Annotated in this window: 12 protein-coding genes; 3 read left to right on the top strand and 9 right to left on the bottom strand. The window is 52.1% G+C overall.

Annotated features, from left to right (window positions below):
* Positions 1–100 precede the first annotated feature (100 nt).
* The 4 genes from H6G53_RS01325 to hrcA form a co-directional block, all read right to left on the bottom strand.
* The gene (locus H6G53_RS01325; RefSeq protein WP_190530690.1) at positions 101–433 is read right to left on the bottom strand and encodes a rhodanese-like domain-containing protein; all 333 of its coding nucleotides are present in this window, start codon (positions 431–433) and stop codon (positions 101–103) included.
* Positions 434–916: 483 nt separating this feature from the next.
* The gene (locus H6G53_RS01320; RefSeq protein WP_190530689.1) at positions 917–2,341 is read right to left on the bottom strand and encodes an NADP-dependent isocitrate dehydrogenase; all 1,425 of its coding nucleotides are present in this window, start codon (positions 2,339–2,341) and stop codon (positions 917–919) included.
* 205 nt (positions 2,342–2,546) lie between these two features.
* A complete protein-coding gene (locus H6G53_RS01315; RefSeq protein WP_190530688.1) occupies positions 2,547–3,500 on the bottom strand; it encodes a ribonuclease Z in 954 nt (317 codons plus the stop codon).
* A 145-nt stretch (positions 3,501–3,645) separates the two neighbouring features.
* Entirely contained in the window at positions 3,646–4,776 is a 1,131-nt protein-coding gene (gene hrcA / locus H6G53_RS01310; RefSeq protein ID WP_099534280.1) for a heat-inducible transcriptional repressor HrcA, read from the bottom strand.
* A gap of 364 nt (positions 4,777–5,140) precedes the next feature.
* Here hrcA and dacB point away from each other — a divergent pair, with 364 nt between their 5' ends.
* A complete protein-coding gene (dacB, locus tag H6G53_RS01305) occupies positions 5,141–6,715 on the top strand; it encodes a D-alanyl-D-alanine carboxypeptidase/D-alanyl-D-alanine-endopeptidase (protein WP_190530687.1) in 1,575 nt (524 codons plus the stop codon).
* A 28-nt stretch (positions 6,716–6,743) separates the two neighbouring features.
* Here the strand turns inward: dacB and H6G53_RS01300 are convergent, their stop codons facing one another.
* The 4 genes from H6G53_RS01300 to H6G53_RS01285 form a co-directional block, all read right to left on the bottom strand.
* The gene (locus tag H6G53_RS01300; RefSeq protein ID WP_190530686.1) at positions 6,744–7,946 is read right to left on the bottom strand and encodes a glutathione S-transferase family protein; all 1,203 of its coding nucleotides are present in this window, start codon (positions 7,944–7,946) and stop codon (positions 6,744–6,746) included.
* 274 nt (positions 7,947–8,220) lie between these two features.
* Positions 8,221–12,183 carry a PAS domain-containing protein gene (locus H6G53_RS01295; RefSeq protein WP_190530685.1) on the bottom strand — a complete coding sequence of 1,321 codons (3,963 nt, stop codon included), beginning with the start codon at positions 12,181–12,183 and terminating at the stop codon, positions 8,221–8,223.
* Positions 12,184–13,073: 890 nt separating this feature from the next.
* Positions 13,074–14,834, bottom strand: a complete 1,761-nt coding sequence (locus tag H6G53_RS01290) for a glycosyltransferase family 39 protein (RefSeq protein WP_190530684.1) — start codon at positions 14,832–14,834, stop codon at positions 13,074–13,076.
* A 778-nt stretch (positions 14,835–15,612) separates the two neighbouring features.
* On the bottom strand, positions 15,613–16,200 hold the full coding sequence (locus H6G53_RS01285) for a hypothetical protein (RefSeq protein ID WP_099534602.1): 588 nt from the start codon (positions 16,198–16,200) through the stop codon (positions 15,613–15,615).
* A 565-nt stretch (positions 16,201–16,765) separates the two neighbouring features.
* Between H6G53_RS01285 and H6G53_RS01280 the strand changes: the two genes are divergently transcribed.
* Positions 16,766–17,584, top strand: a complete 819-nt coding sequence (locus H6G53_RS01280; RefSeq protein WP_190530765.1) for a YdcF family protein — start codon at positions 16,766–16,768, stop codon at positions 17,582–17,584.
* Positions 17,585–17,767: 183 nt separating this feature from the next.
* Positions 17,768–18,049 carry a LuxR C-terminal-related transcriptional regulator gene (locus H6G53_RS01275; RefSeq protein WP_099534603.1) on the top strand — a complete coding sequence of 94 codons (282 nt, stop codon included), beginning with the start codon at positions 17,768–17,770 and terminating at the stop codon, positions 18,047–18,049.
* A 144-nt stretch (positions 18,050–18,193) separates the two neighbouring features.
* On the opposite strand, the gene H6G53_RS01270 is transcribed toward H6G53_RS01275, so the two are convergent.
* On the bottom strand, positions 18,194–19,381 hold the full coding sequence (locus H6G53_RS01270) for a transposase (protein WP_190530683.1): 1,188 nt from the start codon (positions 19,379–19,381) through the stop codon (positions 18,194–18,196).
* Between the last annotated feature and the right edge of the window lie 269 nt (positions 19,382–19,650).

Here is a 19,650-nt window from a genome sequence, read left to right as displayed (position 1 = left end):
TTTCAGATCACGTCAATTAACTTCAGTGAATTTCAGCAAACAATCAGCAAACCAATTGCGATCTGTTTAGTTGAGAGACCTCAGTAACTCCAAAGAAAACCTAGTAAAGGGGCACTGAGCGATCGATCTCTAGGGCATAGGCATGAATACCGCCTGTGATATTTTTCACGACTTGACAACCCTTCCCCTCTAGCCACTGACACATTTGAGCCGATCGTAACCCGTGGTGACAGATCACCCAGGTTTCCTGATTAAAGTTCAGGATCGATTCGATCATGGTGCTCCATTGCTCATATTCACTCAGAGGCAAATTAATAAATCCAGGGAGTTGCGACAAGGCCAATTCTTGGGGTTCCCGCACATCCACCAGTTGCACCAGACCGGTCGGTTCGCGTAAATAGGCTGCCAAATCTTGCACAGTCACGGTATCCATTAGCATTCGTTCCAAATCACGCTTCTGTTCAAAAGGAGTGAAAAACCGCAGCAAACTGCGATTACTTGAATTTGATCGAGATTGGCCGAGAAGAAGCCCCTGTGAAGGGAGTCTTCATCACCATAGCCCGACTTTTAAAGACTGGCGACTAATTGTATAAACCAGAACTTAACAGCATTTTTTACAGACACTTCGGCCAATTTCAAAAAATTGTAAACAGCAAGTCACTTTGGGATTAACTCAATTTGGGCGATGAAGTCATGGTTTATACCATCGATCAGCATTAAGTAATCGCCATCAAAAATCGCCATTAAAGCCAGTCAGCCAGGCATGGCCATGACTGACCAGCAATTATTTAGGGAAATTGGTTGAGAGCCGATCGAGCCGGGGCCAAGGTCAGCCCTTCCACAGCACAGCGGGTGATGAACCCACTGTTTTAGACTGTTTTAGGTAGGAGGGTTTGGCCCCTTGGCCCATCAAGCCCTAGTCGAAGTTTTTGATGATGGCGCTAGCAAATTCCGAGCACTTCAGCGGCGGATTGACAGGCGGCTCCATCTGTCGAGCCAGATCGTAGGTCACTTCTCGCTGTTCGATCGACTTGGCCAAACCGGTCTTAATCAGATCAGCCGCCTCTTGCCAGCCCATGAATTCCAACATCATTACGCCAGACAAAATCACCGATCCCGGGTTGACCTGATCCAATCCCGCATACTTGGGCGCAGTGCCGTGGGTGGCTTCAAAAATGGCTGCGTTGTCACCAATGTTAGCCCCCGGAGCCATGCCCAAACCGCCTGCGATCGCGGCGGCGGCATCGGACAAATAATCGCCATTCAGGTTCATGGTCGCCAGAATTGAATATTCATCGGGGCGAATTTGAATCTGTTGGAAAATGTTGTCAGCGATGCGATCGTTGACCATCACTTTTTCCTTCCATTGACCGTTGCCGTGACTGTCCCAAATGGCTTCCAGAACCTCGTGCACCTCTTGGCAAATGGCTTCCCGCTTTTCGGCGGGGTAGCTGTCATAGCCGGGGTCAATCAGCTTGGCGTTGTCCTCGATCGACAGGTCAGGATTCTTCTCTTTATTGCTCAGAATCCACGACTCCCGCTCTGTCACACATTCGGCACGAAATTCACCGGTTGCCACCGCATAGCCCCAATCCCGGAAGGCTCCTTCGGTGTATTTCATGATGTTGCCCTTGTGAACCAAGGTCACGGCCTGTTTATTTTTGGGCAACCGCAGGGCGTTTTGAATCGCCCGACGGACTAGGCGCTGGGAACCGGTGATGCTGATGGGTTTGATGCTGATGCCGGAATCTAACCGAATCTGTTTATTTTTCAGTTCCGGAGTTTCGGGAATCAGTTGATTGTTCAGAAAATCAATCAATTGATCGCAGCCAGGAGTGCCCTGTTTCCACTCAATGCCCAGGTAAATATCTTCGGTGTTTTCCCGATAGATAATCACGTCCAGTTTTTCAGGGCTTTTGTGGGGAGAAGGCGTGCCGTTGTAATACTTACAGGGACGAACACAGGCGTAGAGATCAAAAATTTGCCGCAGGGCCACATTGAGCGATCGAATGCCGCCGCCAACGGGAGTCGTGAGGGGGCCTTTAATCGCCATGCCATATTCCCGAATGGCCGTGAGGGTGTCTTCGGGGAGATATTGATAGGTTCCGTAGACTTCACAGGCTTCGTCGCCCGCATAGACCTTGAACCAGGAGATTTTGCGCTGACCACCGTAGGCTTGTTCGATCGCCGCATCAAGCACGCGCTGGCTGGCGGGCCAAAGGTCAATGCCCGTGCCATCGCCGCGAATGAAGGGAACGATCGGGTTGTCGGGGACGATCGGTTGACCGTTTTCAAAGCGAATTTTTTCACCGACGGTGGGGGGCGTAATCTTGTCGTACATGGTTGCGCGAAAAACGGATTGGGGTAACTATACCGTGCGACTCGCAATTCGGCGGGTCATGGCGTACAGACTCGATCGATCTGAGACATCGCCCATCGATCGGTTGATTGGCGCTGGTCGGCACTGGTCAGCATCGATCGACATTCATCGATGTTGTGAATCAGTATCAACGGGCTTTAGGTTGATTGGCCCCGGGCTGATTGGCCTAAGCCGAGGCCAGGTCGATCGCCCGGCGGCGGGGCACTTCATAGCTCCAAAAGTCCTTAGCCATTTCCGTGTTGGGAAAAATCATTCGGGCCTCGTTCAGCAAATCGTGAAAGTCGATCGCGTTGCCCGGGGCGTAGCGGGGGCTGAAGTGCGTGATGATCAGGGTTTTGACCTGCGCCGCCAAGGCCACTTGGGCGGCCATGGTGGTGGTGGAATGGAGCCGCTCAAAGGCCAATTGTGAATCCGCGTGGGCAAAGGTGGCCTCGTGGATCAGCACATCGGCATCCTGGGCTAGCTCGATCGATCGCTCACAAAACACCGTGTCGGTGCAATAAACCCATTTGCGTCCTGGTTCCGGCGGCGCACAGAGGGTTTGGCCGTCAACTGTGCGGCCGTCGGGCAGGGTGACGGTTTCGCCGCGCTTCAGGCGGCCATAAACCGGGCCGGCGGGAATTTCCAGGGCCCGAGCTTTTTCAATATCAAATCGGCCGGGGCGATCTTTTTCCGTGACCGCATAACCATAGGCCGGAACCCGGTGCTCCAGCAGTTGGCAATGCACCGTGAATTCGTCGTCTTCAAAGATTTTGCCCGGTTCCACGGTGTGGACTTTGATGGGAAAAGAAAACCGGGTTTGGGAATAGCGCTGACAGGCTTTTAAATACCCCGATAAATCGGCCGGCCCGTAGAGATCGATCGGGTGAGGTTGCCCCGCCAAGCCAGAACTGGCCAACAATCCCATCAACCCAAAGATATGATCTCCATGCATGTGGGTGATGAAAATGCGGGTGATTTGGCTCGATCGCACTTCACTGCGCAAAAGCTGATGTTGCGTGCCTTCGCCGCAGTCAAATAACCAAGCTTCGGCCCGCTGAGGCAACCGCAACACCAAACTGGAAACGTTGCGCGATCGGGTCGGTACGCCAGAACTCGTGCCCAAAAACGTCACTTCCAAGATGGTCGCTGCTCCTGCGAATCGATCGCCCCTATCTTGCCACGGGCGGGGCCGTTCGTTGCACCCGGAAGCACCCCGGTCGATCGGGTCTGGCAACCACGCCCATTTCGCATCTCAAGGGCTGATGTCCATAGCTTGGGGGCAATTAACCGGAGCTATCGGGGTTGCCGATCGCCGGGTGGTAGCGACCTGCTAGCAGTTCCGATCCTGACGCGCCCATGACCTCGGATAGATAGTCGGCGGTGGCCCCCACGGCGGCGATCGCCCGATCGTAGTCCAGCCGGGTCGGGCCCAAAATGCCCACACTGCCAAGGGGCGATAGGCCGTTGCCGTAGAGGGAAGAAATGAGCGTGTAACCCTGAATGGGTTCCCAGGGGTTTTCCATGCCAATGCGGATGCGCACCCGGCGCTCATCTTCTGGCTCATCAAAAATCAGCGACCACAGTTGATCTTGTTCCGCTTCCAGCAGATGAATCAGGGTTTGCACCTGTTGCAGCTCCGAAAACTCTGGTTGGCGCAACACCTCCGACACGCCGCTAATCAAAATTCGGGTGGCGATCGGGGTTTGGGCCCGGCGCGCCAAATGAATCAAGGCTTCCCGCAGAGCTTGGCCCCGGCGATCGAACTCCCGGCCCAGCTCATCCCAATCCAAATGGGCCACGGCCAAGAAGGAGTGATCCCGCAGACGAGCATCCAAAAAGTTCGACAGAATCACCAACTCCCGCTCCAGGGTTTCCGGATCCGGTAGGGGAGCCTCTTCGGTGTTCGGTAAGGGCACGATCGCGGAGTGGCTTTGGTAATCATCCGTCACCACCAACACCATCACCCGATCGACCTCCATGGGCAGCAGTCGCACATGGCGCACTTGAACCGTGCGGGTTTGGGGCAAGGCGATCGCCGCAATACAACCGCTGAGGCGAGCCAATAACTGGGCCGCTCCCTTCAGCAACACTTCCAAGTGGGGCGACGAAGCATCCAGGCGATCGCTCAGGAGTTGATTCACCTTTTGGGCTGTGCGATCGGACGGGACAGCGCAACGATCGACATAGACCCGATAGCCCGAGTCCGATGGGACGCGCCCGGCTGACGTGTGGGGTTGGTAGAGCAAGCCGGCCTTTTCCAAGGCCCCCATGGCATTTCGCACCGTCGCCGGACTCGCATCCAGTTGATATTCTTCCACCAGCACCTTTGACCCCACCGGCTCGGCCGTGGAGATGTAGTGACGGATGGTGGCGAACAAAATGCGCTCTTGGCGTTCGGTGAGCTGAAACTCCATAAATTAGGAAAAATCGAAAACGGCGATCAGTTGGATGGGGCAGTGAAAACGGGGGGCGCGATCGGGTCGATCGCCCTGGCAGAATGGCTACCAATGAGACTGGGCAGATCGATCGCCTAGCACTGGGCAGGCGGTTCAGAAGCTCGACTGCCTCCTATTGTAGGGGGCGGCGGCGGGAGCAATCTGTCATGGCTGCAACTTAGATCTGAATTGGATCTGGATTGGATCTGGATTGGGGCTTGGCTAAGAGTTGAGTTAGAGCTGAGTTAAAGCTGAAGCCCGATGAGCGAATTGCCGTCTAATGGACGGTTAACGAGCGTTTTCAAGCGAACATTACCAATCAATCTTGTCAATAAACATCGTCATGGGCGATCGAATCAAGGGACGCTGGGCTGCTCAAGGGTTGGCGGCGATCGGGGCGATCGGGCTGTTGGGGGCTGGAGTTGCCGGGGCCACGGAGCCAGCCCAACCCCGTTGCTTGGCGGATTTGCCCGCCGCGATCGCCCAATGGCAACAGGATCCCCGCTGGGCCCGATCGCACTGGGGATTTCTGGCCCGCACCTTGGATCCTGCCAATCCCCAAACCTTGATTCAGGGGCAAGCTCAACAATTTTTTGTGCCGGCCTCCAATGCCAAGTTGTTTTCCACGGCGGCGGCCCTGGCGGCGTTGGGCCCCGAGTTTCGATCGCCCACGCGGGCCTATTGGCGACCCAAAAGCGCCACCCAACCCCGGCCCGCTTGGTGGATTGTGCCCGGTGGTGACCCCACCATCACCCACCAACAACTCCAGGCTTGGGCCGATCGCCTGGCGACCTTGCACCCGCCCACGGAGGCGCTGGATGTGGTGGTGTTCGATCGCTCAGAAACTCCGCCCAGTTGGGAATGGGATGATTTGACCTATGGTTACGCTCCCGTGGTGAACCGGGCCATAGTCGATCGCAACGCCGTTTCCTTGACCTTTCGCCCCCAGTTTTTGGACGGTGCGCCGAGTTTGGAAGTGCAAACCCAAGAGCCAGTGGAAGGGTTGTTGAATTGGTTTCAGCCTCGGGAATTTCAAGCTTTGCCGGCCGACGCGGAACCCACCTGGCAATTGCAGCGCGATCGACAAACAGGATTGATTCTGTTCACTGGGGGGCTGCCCATGGGCACATCGGCCCAAGCGGAAGTGGCCCATCCCCGACCGGGCCAACAATTCGCTTGGCTGATTGCCGATCGCCTGTCGGAGCAATTTTTTCGCCAGGTGCGATCGCGCCCGTTGGTGGCCCCGCCGCCACCGCCGACCGTGAATTGGCAGCGATCGCCCTTGGAAGTGGCCCCCCTGCCTGCCCCTGCCTACGATCGGTTTCGGAATCCGCCCGTTGTCCCGATCGTGAATCTCCGGAATCCGCCCGGGCCCTTGGGACAGCCCACGGCGGAACTGGCATCCGCCAATCTGGCGGCGGTGATTAGCCAGGTGAACCAAGCCAGCGATAACTTGGGGGCGGAGGCCCTGTTGCGTTGGTTGGATCCTGATCGCCCCATGGATCGGCTCACAACCATCTTGACTGATTTGGGTTTGGATCCAACGGCCTATCGGCTGGTGGACGGTGCGGGCCTGTCGCGCCAAAACCTGGTTAGCCCCGAGGCGATCGTGCAACTGCTGACGATCATGGCTCGATCGCCCCATGCCCAGATTTACGAAAATTCCCTGCCGATCGCGGGGGAAACCGGCACGTTGGCCAATCGCTTTCGGGATACTCCCCTAGCGGGCCAGTTACGCGCCAAAACCGGTACGCTGACCGGCGTGGCGGCCCTGTCTGGCTATCTGAACCATCCTGAGTGGGGGCCCGTGGCCTTCAGTTTGATGATTGACCACGCCAACACCCCCACCCGTGACCTGCGGGCCGCGCTGGATCAGGTGGTGCTGTGGCTGTATGGGGCGCGATCGTGTGCCAACTGAGCCATTCCCAACCGTCTTGGATTCATCCTCAGCGCAAGAAATTCGCTGGATCCTGATCGCGGCGGTGCTTGGTGGGAATCGGTGGCCCCTGGCGATCGCCCGCCAAGGCCGCCGTCGCCTCCAGGGCTTCACGCAGATATTTCGCCGCATAAATCGACATATCCCGAGGCACGCTGATTCGATCGCGCAGATATCGCAACGCCACATCCGACCCCGACGGCGGCACACAAACCTCACCCGTCATCATCCGCGTCAGGGCACAGCGCAACGCCTGATCCACCAGCTCATCGTGACTGGGATTCACCCGAATTAAATTCGCCCGATGCTTCACCATCCGAAATAGGGCCTCCGATCGGGCCGTGTCTGGCTCCTCATAGGTTGCGTCCGGCAAGCCCAACCAAGGGCCATGATCCACCTTGGTTTGATTGATCGCAGTTTGTGGATCTTGGTTTTCCCAACAGCCGCCCATTTGTGGCGGCAAATCATGGGCATGGGTATGAAAATCACTTTGGGTTCCGCGATAGGTCGATCGAGTTTCCATCGCCGCAAACCAATCTTTCAAACGGGGATTTTCGTCTCGTAATGAATAGCCTTTGTAGTAAAACAAGCTGGCATTCATCCGCTCCACATAGGGCGTGAAAATCACATCTGCCGTACTGAATTGATCTAAAAAATAAGGCCCAGGCGTTGCCGCCAAGGCCGCCTCAACGGAGGTCACCACCTCCAGAAATTGCCGCCGGTTTCGAGCCTCCTGCTGCTCAGACAAGGTTGGATAGCAAAGCCAGGAACACCAAGCCCGAAACAGCAACCGTTCCAAACGGCGCAAAGGCAACACCAGCGCCGACTCCATGCCATAGATCAATGGCCCAAATGCCTGCTCCAAAGCCAGCAAAATATCATCACTTTCCGTGATCAAATACCCATCTAGTTCCAGGGCTGGCAACATGCCCGAGGGCACTTTTTGCTTATACCATTGCTCCTTTTGGCCATAGCAAAACATCGTGACCTTTTCGATGCGGTAAGGAATTTGCTTTTCCTCTAGCCAAAGCCAAACCTTTTGGCAATAGGGACACCAAGCGTGGTGATCGCGATAGAGCGTGACGCGGGGTTCAGCGTCCGGCTGCCCAAAGAGTCGCAATTTTGCTTGGGAATTGGTGGGCCCATGAACTAAGTTCGGTTGCCATTGGGTCAGCGCTGCTAAATCAGTCCAAGATAGGGGGTCGCGGGTCATGGTTGGTGATGTAGCAAGCCTATTCAAGGTTTCATTCAGTTCTAGATTAGGATATGCAGCCCGGTTTGATAACGTGAAACATACCCAAATTTAGTTTTGAGCTTTTTTGGGCTTTTCTTTTTTGGGCTTTTTCAATATCTGCTGAAGTATTGGTGACTGAGCCTTTGCCATAGTCCCTTGGTGTTGCTCTAGGGGCTTGATTCCAGATTTTTAACTCCAGATTTTTAACTCCAGATTTTTAGCTTCAGCTCCTTAGCTTCAGAACTTTTTTGGGTTATTGCTTCAATAACTCCTGGATCATATTCGCCAATTGCTTGAGCTTAACGGGTTTGTTCAAGTAGGCGGTGGCTCCCGCTTGCAAGCACCGTTCCTGGTCGCCTGCCATAGCGAGGGCCGTCAAGGCAATGATCGGCAAGGATTGAAAGTCGGGATCTTGGCGAATTTGGGCAATAGCCGTCAGCCCGTCCATTTCTGGCATTTGGATATCCATTAACACCAAAGCGGGTTGGTGCGATCGCACCATTTCGATAGCTTCTCGGCCATTTTGGGCCGATAGAATCTGATAGTTTTGTGCCTTTAGATAGCTGGAAATGGTCATGATGTTGGCTTCGTTATCTTCCGCCAACAAAATTAATGGCTGACCGGTTTCAATCGCTTGTAGGTCAATCAATTGGGTTCCGTTGCAAGCAGGCAGTGAGCTATGGAGTCCCGGGGCTACTTCAGAAGCACTGGGCGATCGCGTTGGCCCCTTTGACCAACAGGGCAAATACACCTGAAAACAACTGCCCTGGCCCACTTCGCTTCTGACACTGACCCGACCGCCATGCAATTCAGTGATGCGCTTCACCAGGGCCAAGCCTAGGCCTGTGCCTGCATATTGGCGGCTGAGGCGGCTGTCAATTTGTACGAAAGATTGGAACAGTTTTGATAGGTTTTCTGGCGCGATGCCAATGCCTGTGTCGCGAACAGTGAAGCAAATTTGGGCCGGTCGAAAATCTGAATAGGAACTTTGGGAGCTTGACGCTTGGGAACCTGAAGCTTGGGAATTTGAAGCTTCGATCGGCGCTGAAATAGATGTTGAGATCGGTTCTCGATCGAGCGGTTCATAGGGTGGTTTTTGCGGTGCTTCTTCCATCATCACCACCAGCTCAACGGCCCCAGAATCCGGCGTGAATTTAACCGCATTGCTCAACAAGTTGATTAAAACCTGCCGCATCCGTCGCCCATCCACTTGAATCGACAAATCCCGCAGATTTTCAGCGATCGAGGCTTTCAGGGCAATTTTTTTCTGCGAAGCTAACTGCTTCACAAAAGCCAAGCTGTTTTCGCACAGATCCCAAACCGAAACCAAATCCAAATCTAATTCCAGGCGATTGGCTTCAATTTTCGACAAATCCAGAATGTCGTTAATCAGCTCCAGCAAGTGCCGCCCACTTTTTTCAATGGTGGCAACGGCCTTCGTTTGTTCTGGCGTAATTGGTCCAAAAATATCTTCCTGCAAACTTTCCGACATGCCCAAAATGGCATTGAGAGGCGTTCTTAGCTCATGGCTCATGCTGGCCAAAAACTCATCCTTGAGCCTGGTGGCCCGTTCCAATTGCGCATTGGTTTGCTTGAGGGCTTCTTCAGTATCCTTGCGATCGCTGATATCGGCAAAGTAACCCACCAGTTCTAGGGGTTTACCTTGGGTATCGTAAACCACCCGAAACTCGTCATGCAGCCAACAATAACTGCCATTGCTCTTCAAAAACCGATATTCGCGAACATGATATTTCAGGTCGTTTAAATTATGCAGGCTGTCAAGGACATAGGTTAAGTCTTCTGGGTGAATATGCTCTAGCCAAAAGGCATGATTCTGCAAAAATTCTTCTTTGGGATAGCCCAAAATTGACTCAATGTTGCGGCTGACGAAGGTAAATCGATAATTTTCGCCTAGCTGACAAGTGTAAATAATTGCTGGGTTGGACGAAAGAACAAATTCCAATCGTTCCTTCAGCGACTGATTTTCATGTTCTGCTTGTTTATGCTCAGTAATGTCATAGTTAACCCCAACCATGCGCAGAGGTTGATGGTTGGTGTCGTGCTCAATGATCGCAAAACATTGCACAAACCGTTGTTCCCCGTTGGGGCGGTTAATGCGCAGCTCTAGGTTTAATTCCCCTTGATGATTCATGATGGATTCCCTGAAGGCTTCCATTGCCATGGCATCTTCTGGATGTAAGCAGTTCAGCCAATCTTGGTAAGTGGGATCGCGATCGGGGTTATGCCAGCCATAAATTTCACGAATGCGCGAATCCCATTGAACTTCATCTTGAAAGTTCCATTCCCATGTCCCGATCGCTGCCGATTGCAACGCCAAGGCTAAACGATTAGAAAGACTCGTTAGTTGTGCCTCTGTGTGTTTTTGATGACTAATATCCCGACAGACGCAAATTAAAGTGCCATCTTCGGACAATGTGAGGGACAGCCCTTCATAGAATGTGCTGCCATCTTTGCGCCGGGCGATCGCCTCTCCTTGCCAGGAGCGATCGCGCTGGAGCTGGGGCAAAATATGCTGCTCAAATCGTTCAGTTTCCAGGGGGTCATAGAACTGTTGCCAAGGTTGACCGATGAGTTCTTCAACCCGATCGAACCCAAGCAAATTGGCATGGGCTTGGTTTGCATAGGTCAACTGACCATTTTCAATGAGGGCAATGCCATCAATGGCAGCTTCCATCATTGCCAGTTGTCGCTGAATGGCTTTCTCAGCTTCTTTGCGGGATGTGATGTTTACCGAAATCCCACAGAGACCGTAGGGCTGCCAGTCTCGATCGAGCAACAGAAATTTATTAGACAAAAACGTGTAGAATCTGCCATTAATTTCTGCCTCTTCTTCATACTGCTGAAAACGACCGAGCCGATAGACTTCATCATCGTTTTCACTGAGAATTTTAGCCAACTCTGGCTCGAAAAGCTCTTGATTGGTTTTGCCTAGAATTTCACGCTTAGTGCAGCTAAAAAACTTCAAAAATGATCGATTAACCAAGGTGTGGCGACCCTGGAGATCCTTAACGTAAATCACAGCGGGGGCAAAATCAATAATTGCTTGTAGTCGGGCTTCGCTGTCTTGCAAGGCGGCGGTTCGCTGCTCCACCCGCTCCTCTAGCTCTTGGTTTAAGCGCGCCAAGGCCCGCACTGCCAGTTCTCGTTCCTTGAACAGGGCGATCGCAGCCGCAACGGAACTGAGGGGATTAATTTCGATCGCATCCCACAGGTCTGGAGTGACGCGATCGAACCCAATAAACCCAAAAAATTGGCCATCCACCATCAAGGGCAGCATCAAAACTGCCGCCACCTCTGGTGCAATTAAAGCCTGAAATTCCGACATTGAAACATCGGAAACCAAGCTGTTAATTAACTGCCCTTGAGTTAGCTGAAAAAGGCAATGGTTGGATTCAGGATGGCAACGCAAATTCTGAAATTGGGGATTGCTAAGCTGAGATTGAATGCCAGGGCGACACCATTCCCCATGTTGGCTAATGAGAGAATTTCCAAACCGATCCTGGTGCTTTTCAAACACATAGATCCGATCGGCTCCGGCAATGGGCCCCAGAATTTCCAAAATTGTTTGATAGATATTCTGATCCGTATGGTTGGATAAAAGTTGCTTTTGGATCTCAACAATTGCAGTTAGGTAGCGCTCCCGTTTGCTGAGCAAGGATTCAGATTCTTTGCGCTCTGTGATATCTAGATGTGTCCCTGTGATCCGCAAAGGGCGGCCCGTTGCGTCGCGCTCAACAACTTTGCCCCTTGCCAGCACCCAAACCCAGTGCCCCGATCGATGGCGCATTCGCAATTCACATTCATAGGCGCTGGTTTGGTTTTGAAAATGGCTATCCAGCGCCGAAACTACCTTCGGCCAATCTTCAGGATGGGTGTATTTTTGCCAGGTTCCTAATTGAATGGGGGCTAGTTCTTCGAGGGTATAGCCAATCATGTCAGCCCAACGTTCGTTGAGGGTGACCTCGCCGCGATCGATAAACCAATCCCACAATCCCAACCCAGAACTTTCGATCGCCAATTGCAACCGCTCTTGAACTGCTTCTAATTGGGATGCCCCTAAGCGCTGTTCTCTGCGAATTTGGGCCTCACGAATTTCGCGACGGATCACTTCCGGGAGGCGGGTGGTATTGCCCTTAACAAAACAGTCCACCGCGCCCGCCTGCATGAGGTCAACGGCTAGACTATCCTCGACCACCTCTGAAATAACAATCAGCGGTATATCACGTTTGGATGATTGTAGAATTTTGAGAACATCAAAAGCACTTAATCCAGCATCTTGATGATTAGAGATAATTAAATCCCATGACTGTTTTGCCAGGGCAATTTGTAATTGCTTGGTATTTTTAACCCACTTCCAACTTAAATTAAAGTGATGATGATAAAGTTCTCGAATAATCGATAAAACATCCTCATCTGAGGCTTGAAACAATAGCAAGCTAAGAATAGGCTTCATGACTACTAATTCCTGGGAGGTTTAATTCCTTGAAAGATTATGCAACTATCAGTGCCTTACTATCTTTAAGAAAATGACCCGATCGCTGTCATTGGGGGTTCAAGCTTTTTCATCGATTTTTTGCTGGATCCGCTGCTGCTGACTGGAACGGCTCAGGGGTGCTGCAAATTTAGAACGAAGGAGTTGTATCAATTCTCACTGATGATTTTGCCAAAATGCCTATTAATTTCCATTTAACTGTTATTTCCGTGATAACAAAGAGCTTTTTTATACATTACGAAGCAATTAAATTCGAGGGTGATCCGAATCGGCAAAGACGAAGAACAAACTTGGTGCTTTCTCCATTACGAGCTAGACGATGGTCGATCGCATGGAAGATTCCTGCAACAACCTAAATTTGTTCTAGCACTAATTCACCCCCTTGAGTCTAATTATCCTTCAAAATTCCTGATAACTAACTAGACAGGCGACACAGACCGAATCCGGTAAATTCCCCCTTAACCTGACGCAGCTGGGTTGGATCAATCCCAATGAATTTCGACTTGTCTGGATGAGTCGGAATGGATCGAGATTCATTGAGACTGATCGAGTTTGACTGCGCCCAATCGAGATTGGGTCAATCGAAGGCCTGTTCAAGGAAGCAGGGAATTGCGCTGCGCCGAATCCAGCCAAAGTTGAGCCTGTTTGTCCAGGGGAGATAGATAGGGATAGATGGTGCTGGTTTGAAATTGGCGATCGAGCTGCCAGCCAGAACGCCGCAGTCGATCGCGCACCTCAAGGGAACTACGAAACAACAGCAGATCATAATTTGGGGGCACATTTACAGGTGACTGAGCATGTATAAATTGCATCACGACCCGAGAATTGAGGTGATAGCTGAGGGAGAACATGCGCGGCATGGTGTCGTAAGCAACAATCCAAGGTGATTCATAGCGCTCAATGACTTGAGCTAAGGGAGGAATTGCATAGCTCCCTTGTTTGTTCCACCAAGTATTGGCAGGCAAAATCATGGCGCAAGAACTGCCGCCCGCGATCAACAGGATAGCCAAAAGGCCATAGGCAATGAGCCGCCGATGAATGTAATGAATGTTCTGATCAATGTTCTGCTTGATGAACAAGAATTTGGATGAATGATGAGCTTGCTGAGCAGGGCGATCGGGAATAGTATTTGGCAGCAACAGCGTTGACAAATAGCCCGTGATGGTCAGTTGTAAGCCCAAATAACAAGGTGCAAGGTAGCGAATAATGGCCGATCGAAATCCTCCTTGGCTGAGGTCTAAAATCACCAATGCCAAGCCCTGCGATCCCATCATTGCCCACAACAACAACCGACTCAACAGCGGTTGACGATAAGCCAAGTTCCAAAAACTAATGGCCACCAAAATGGCAATAGCCAAGACAATTCCCTGCGCCGCGATCGGGTTGCTCAAAATCTGTCCTGTTGGCTCCCAATCTGCAAATGGTCGGGCCAAATTTAGCCACCAGTTATAAAGCAATGTGCTGAGAGGAACGGCTTGGGCAGTAAATCCGTTAGTGCGGGAAATGGTGCTGAGGTTTTGGAGAGTGGCAATGATCCAAGGCAAAAATAAAACGCCAGCACTGAGGGTACTGATTCCAAAGAATTGCCATTGCCTGGACAGTAGCACTGGGGGAGCATTTGCCGAAGCAACTTGCTCGGTTATTGCGGATTGATTAGCCGCAGAAAATGATCGAGTGAGAGTAGATTGATCAGCCGGAACAGACTGACTCGATCGCCAGAGCCAATAGGTTGCAACTAGGCAATATCCCCCAGCAATTAAGACTGAAAACAGATGGGTATAGAGCAACAGGGTGAGCGATAAACTCCACCCGACCCAAGCCCAAACGCCACCCGTTCTGAGTGCCCGCAAGAGCAGCCAACCGGTGAGAGCAATCATGGCAGCCCAAAGGCCATACTCCCGCATTTCTTGGGCATAAAGTAAGTGAAATGGCGACAGGGAAACCATGGCCGCCGCAATCCAGCCAGCCAATTGACTACCAAATAATTCCACAGCAATGCCGGCCGATGCTGGAATGAGCAATAGGCTGCAAAGGGCTGCAAAAGCGCGTTTCGTGCCCAATTCACTGCCTAAAATTTGTTCCCAAATCCTGGCGAATACATAGAAAAAAGGGGGGTGTTGGGGGTCATCTTCCGCGAGCGATCGAATGGTGTCATTCATTGATCGCTGCTCATGGGGTTGCTGATAGGTGGCTTGCAGTTCAGCCACGGTGCGGGGGCGCTCATCCAGTAGTTCCCGGTTGACTTCCGCGAGGGTGTAGCCCGCAATCCGAAAGGAGGTGAATACTTCATCACCCCAATACACTTTGGTTTCGAGATGGCTAAATCGGAGAACAACCCCCACACCAACCAGCATGGCTAGAATCCACGCGAGCCAACGATTACCCCAAGGTTGTTTGCTTCGGGTCACGATCGTTTCTTGTGTCATTGATTTTGAATTTTCGTTAAGCAAAAACCACAAACAGGCGATCGCCCGATGAAATTTCAGGGAGATCTCCATTGCTTTTTAAGCTGACTTGTGATGCCTTTACTTGTGAATAGGTTGATTTGTGAATGAGTTGACTGATGAATCGCAGATATTCACCAAGGTATGGATAGAGATTGTCAAAATGATTTTTGACTGTGGAGGCTGTGTTTTACCGTCGGTAGCCTTGCATCTTATAACTTTCGGTTACCCATCGAATTATTTTTTGGAGCTTGTCATGGATTTCGAGGATCGATTATTCTAGATAATCAATTAGAAAATAAAAGCTAATTGGTCTAAGTGTTGGGTTAAAAAAAGCACCCAAAAAACAAACGAGTTTACGGAGTTGCATCGAAAGTCCCAAGCAAGCGTAAACAAGGCAAATCCGGTAACAACGGGCACAATAATTCAAAAATTAATCCCAAAATTAATTCAAAAATTAATCTCAAAGTTTTAGTGTTGATATCAGTATGGGTAATAGCGCTTGAAATTTAGGGAAGACAAGGGGTTGAAGCCCCTTGCCTCAATGGGGTTCTCCCGCAGGGTTGAGGATTTGAGCGATCGGGATTGATCGCCCCCAGACCCCAGGCAAGTGCGACGATCGGGGCTAAACTTCCCCGCCGGTTGAGTGGCTAGCCGGATTTTCGATCGAAAACGCTTGGCCGTTGCCCTAGCGACCCGGTTGCATACCCACATGTTCGATCGCCCGCACGATCGCCCGCCGTTGCAAATCGTCATAGCCCCACCGTTCCAGGAAGTCAGCGAAGGGCCCGGTTTGCTCGGTGGCTGCGGTTCGGAGTTGGTGCAGCAGCTCTGTGATGGAAGGGCTGGCGGCTTTTGCCAGGAGGATCGGATGGGCGGCGAAATACTGATCCAGTTGCTGAAGCAAATTGCCCGATCGGCGGCTGGTGCGGCGAGATTGGTCAGCCATGGCCCCATCGCCCGCTCGCTCGTGAATCACCACCATGGCCGCCGCCATGGCCAGGTTTTTCACCAAAAGTTCCAACACTTGGTCTGGCGATTGAGCGAGGGTGACCACAAGGGCTTCCGGCGCAGGATCCACAATCGATCGCTCATCGGTCAAATAGACCACAAAAAAACCACGGGCCCCGGCCACATTGGCCACTAACTGAGCGGCCGCCGTTGCGAATTCTGTTGTTGTCCAGGATCCAGTAGCCCAGCGATCGAGCCATTCTTGCGTTAGCTCGATCGCCGCTTCAAAGGTTATCGGTTCCGGCAAGGTCATCGATGTTTGCATAGGATCCCATTTCAATTCATTGAGCCAATCCAGCAGACTAATTCTGAAAACCGATTAAAAGGGTAATCTTAATTACTCTGAGCGTGATTAAAACCAATCAAAAGCGATTGGCTGAAAATAATCGGCAATAATTATAGCTTGAATTTTACTGAGTTGACTGGCTTGGTTTTCATTTAATTTCTATTCAATGAATGGTTAAGCCCGTATTAAGTGCTTTGATTCATGCGATCATGAACTGATCGATATTTAATGGTTTTTGCTGAATTAATTAATGATTTCCTAAATATTTTTGACAATTTTGATGATAGATAACCGAAAATCTAATCTGAATCTTAAGTTTTACCGAAAATCAACCCAAAATCAAAACTCAACTCGCTCCAGTAATTTTTGTGTTGAATTCCTGTTTAAGAATTGCTTTAAACTTTGTGCCAAACCTTTAAAAATTACTCATCGATTTCATTGTCTTATGCTGGCTTATGAACTGAAACGGCGATTGACAAGCAAAGGCGAATTATGAATGATGAACTATGCTTTCGTCCTTGTTTTGCCCTTGCCATCGCTGCCCATGTTTTTGTTTTTATCGAAGCTGTTGCCACTGTTTTTTTATCCCCTGGGGCTAAGTTGCGCTCTGATGGTGGCGGCGTTGGTGTTGCTGTCAATGCGGCGCGGGCGTTGGGCGGCTTGGGCGGTGGCCTTGGCGCTGGTGATTTTGTGGACGGCGGCGAATGGGTGGGTGGCGGTGGCCCTGACCCGATCGCTGGAGTCGCGGGCCCTGGTGCTTCAGCAACAAACGGGCGGCTCCGGTGACCTGCCCCGGGCCGATGCGATCGTGGTTTTGGGTGGGGGCATTAAGTCCACGGAGCCACCTCGCCCTTGGATTGATCTGGCTGATGAGGGCGATCGCACCCTCTATGCGGTGAAGCTCTATCGCGATCGCAAGGCTCCGAAGCTGATTTTTAGTGGCGGTCGAATTGCTTGGCGGGGCGGGGGCGGTCAGCCGGAGTCGGCGGCCATGGCGGAGTTGGCGGGAGTAATGGGAGTTCCGAGCGAGGACATGTTGCAGGATCCCAACTCCTTGAACACGCGCCAAAATGCCGAAGAGGTGAAGAAGATTTTGGAGCGGGAACGGTTGCGGCGGGTGTTGTTGGTGACTTCAGCGATGCATATGCCGCGCTCGATCGCCATTTTTCGCAAGCTGGGAATTGAGGCGATCGCGGCTCCCACGGATTTTCTTTTTAGTGATCAAGATGAGCGTGAGCGGCGCAGTTCTCCAGAGGGAATTGCGTTGAATTTCTTGCCCGATGCGGATAATTTGCGGGCCACCACTCGGGCCATTAAAGAATATGTGGGGATGGTGGCTTACTGGTTGCGGGGCTGGATTTAGGGCCGCTGGGATCGATCGGCCCGTGCCCCATAGGCATGTTAAGAATCGTCAAGTACACTCATAGGGATCTGAGTTGCTGAAGCAACGGGGCGCTCGGCCCGGTTGTCGCTTCCCCAGGCCCCAAGCAACTGGGGGAAAATAAGTAAATATACGGATTCAACAAACGGAAAGTCTTACCGTCCCATGGATAACTGGATCTCCCTGTCCGATCGCGAACTGCAAATTGTTGAATTAGTGGCTGCTGGTTTAACCAACCAAGATATTGCGGAGCAGTTAGAGATCAGCAAGCGAACGGTTGATAACCACATCAGTAATATCTTGACCAAAACCAGAACCGAAAATCGGGTGGCTTTGGTGCGTTGGGCGTTGCAGTGGGGCAAGGTTTGCCTAGATCAGGTCAATTGCTGCACATTGCCCAACGTGCCGCCCGTGGAAGTGGAAAACGATCGCGCAACGGCTTCCTAGGAACAGCCGACGATGACTCTTCAGATTCCCTCTAGTCAATATAAATGCAGCGAGTCATCGCAGCACCAACATCCAGACACAGCAAAGCGATCGCCCGTAAATACGAGCGATCGCTTGGGGTCACAAAATTACTGAAAGCATTGCCTATGTAATAAGGGATGCAACCAGCTCGAAAAATAACAACCGGGCAGCGTAGCCAGCGCACCTGGAGCGAGCGAGCCTAATGGGCTTGGTTGACTTCTCTTGATCGAGCCGATCGCCCAGCAGCTTTCCAATTTGATTTTTCGGCCGGGCCCGCTCAGGTTCGATCCGAGTGAAGATCCACTGCCAAAGAGCGCGGCGGCATAAATCAGATCCACCAACGACCTGGACGCGCTTCATGTCGCCTGATTCTTCACGCCCAGGAGCACAGCCCAAGGCCTTGGTAAATCTCCGCAGGCTGAGATGCCGCTTGGTTGGGTTACCGGACTTGCGACCCTTGCGAATCTTGATCTCTGGTTTCCCATCGGGCCCTAGGTAGTTCTCGATCGGGTAAATCTGCGAAATCAGTAAGGCCTCTACCCGCATACCAAACCCAAATCGGGCGAAAACCTTGCGATAGGGTGCAAAGTCAGGAGCCTGAAGATATTGGTAAAGCTGACGTTCGATCGCGCATTCTTCAGCATGAAGATTGCAGAGTCGCGCGGCATGGTTGCGCGACAGCTCATCCAATCCCAGCCCGCAGGTCGCCGCGTACAGGCGATCATATTTGGCCGACGGACGCAGCCCAGCCATCCAGCTCCATAGAAGCGGCGGCAAATCTGAGAGCAAAACCCGCCTTGATTTGACATGGGCCACCTCTGGGAATTGCCACGCGAGATCCTGACGCAGACGATTAACGATCGGACTTTGCACCCGGTTGAGGTGGCAAAGTCTCAGCACCAATCGCCTGATTTGCACGATCGCCTCAGTGCGATCGGACACAAACCGCCGCGGTGAGTCGCAATAGTCCCAGTAGTAGCAGGCCAGGGCCAAGGCATCAGCATCGTCATCTTTATCGGGTAATCCGAGATGGCCCGCACGATAACCCCGCAGCTCCTTGTGGCCGACCAGCACCACCCGCACACCGGCGCGGGCGAGCTGAGTCCCCCAGAGTTTGGAGTAATTAACTCCGGTCGGTTCGAGCACGGCCACATCGGCCCCCAAGTCGAGCAAGGCCCGAATGCCGGCCGCGTTGGCGGGCAGGGTCAGAAATTTTGCATCGTAATAAAATTGTCGAGGTTCGGTCGGTCTGGTGTCTGTAACGCAAGCTGTGACCGATGCTTTGCTTACGTCAATACCAATAACTCGCATGGTATGAATGGGTGTTGGTTGACCCCACACAGCAAGCCTATGAATCACCCAAAAGCCGGGACAGTTGCCTAGCTCAATTCCCTCTTAAGGCATTTACCGGCTTTTGGTTATGGGCCGGTTGTGTGGGTTAAACCGTCAATTGATCGCGCCGAGCCTATGAATCAGAAAGAGCGCGAAAGCTCGGTTCATGCCTCAGGCCCTGAGCGCGATCGCCAGACGGTTGGAGCAGGTTTGGACGCTGCCCCAAGCTTGCCCGGTGAGTCAGACCG

The sequence above is a fragment of the Limnothrix sp. FACHB-406 genome (genome assembly GCF_014698235.1).
In the GTDB taxonomy this organism is placed as follows: Bacteria; Cyanobacteriota; Cyanobacteriia; order CACIAM-69d; family CACIAM-69d; genus CACIAM-69d.
The sequence above is the reverse complement of the archived record's forward strand: the minus strand, read 5'-3'. Positions and strand labels throughout refer to the sequence as shown.

Bases quoted from the DNA above. Each gene is read 5' to 3' on its own strand.
- H6G53_RS01325 (WP_190530690.1), bottom strand. From the start codon at position 433: ATGGATACCGTGACTGTGCAAGATTTGGCAGCCTATTTACGCGAACCG.
- H6G53_RS01320 (WP_190530689.1), bottom strand. From the start codon at position 2,341: ATGTACGACAAGATTACGCCCCCCACCGTCGGTGAAAAAATTCGCTTT.
- hrcA (WP_099534280.1), bottom strand. From the start codon at position 4,776: ATGGAGTTTCAGCTCACCGAACGCCAAGAGCGCATTTTGTTCGCCACC.
- dacB (WP_190530687.1), top strand. From the start codon at position 5,141: ATGGGCGATCGAATCAAGGGACGCTGGGCTGCTCAAGGGTTGGCGGCG.
- H6G53_RS01300 (WP_190530686.1), bottom strand. From the start codon at position 7,946: ATGACCCGCGACCCCCTATCTTGGACTGATTTAGCAGCGCTGACCCAA.
- H6G53_RS01290 (WP_190530684.1), bottom strand. From the start codon at position 14,834: ATGCTGGTTGGTGTGGGGGTTGTTCTCCGATTTAGCCATCTCGAAACC.
- H6G53_RS01285 (WP_099534602.1), bottom strand. From the start codon at position 16,200: ATGCAAACATCGATGACCTTGCCGGAACCGATAACCTTTGAAGCGGCG.
- H6G53_RS01280 (WP_190530765.1), top strand. From the start codon at position 16,766: ATGTTTTTGTTTTTATCGAAGCTGTTGCCACTGTTTTTTTATCCCCTG.
- H6G53_RS01275 (WP_099534603.1), top strand. From the start codon at position 17,768: ATGGATAACTGGATCTCCCTGTCCGATCGCGAACTGCAAATTGTTGAA.
- H6G53_RS01270 (WP_190530683.1), bottom strand. From the start codon at position 19,381: ATGCGAGTTATTGGTATTGACGTAAGCAAAGCATCGGTCACAGCTTGC.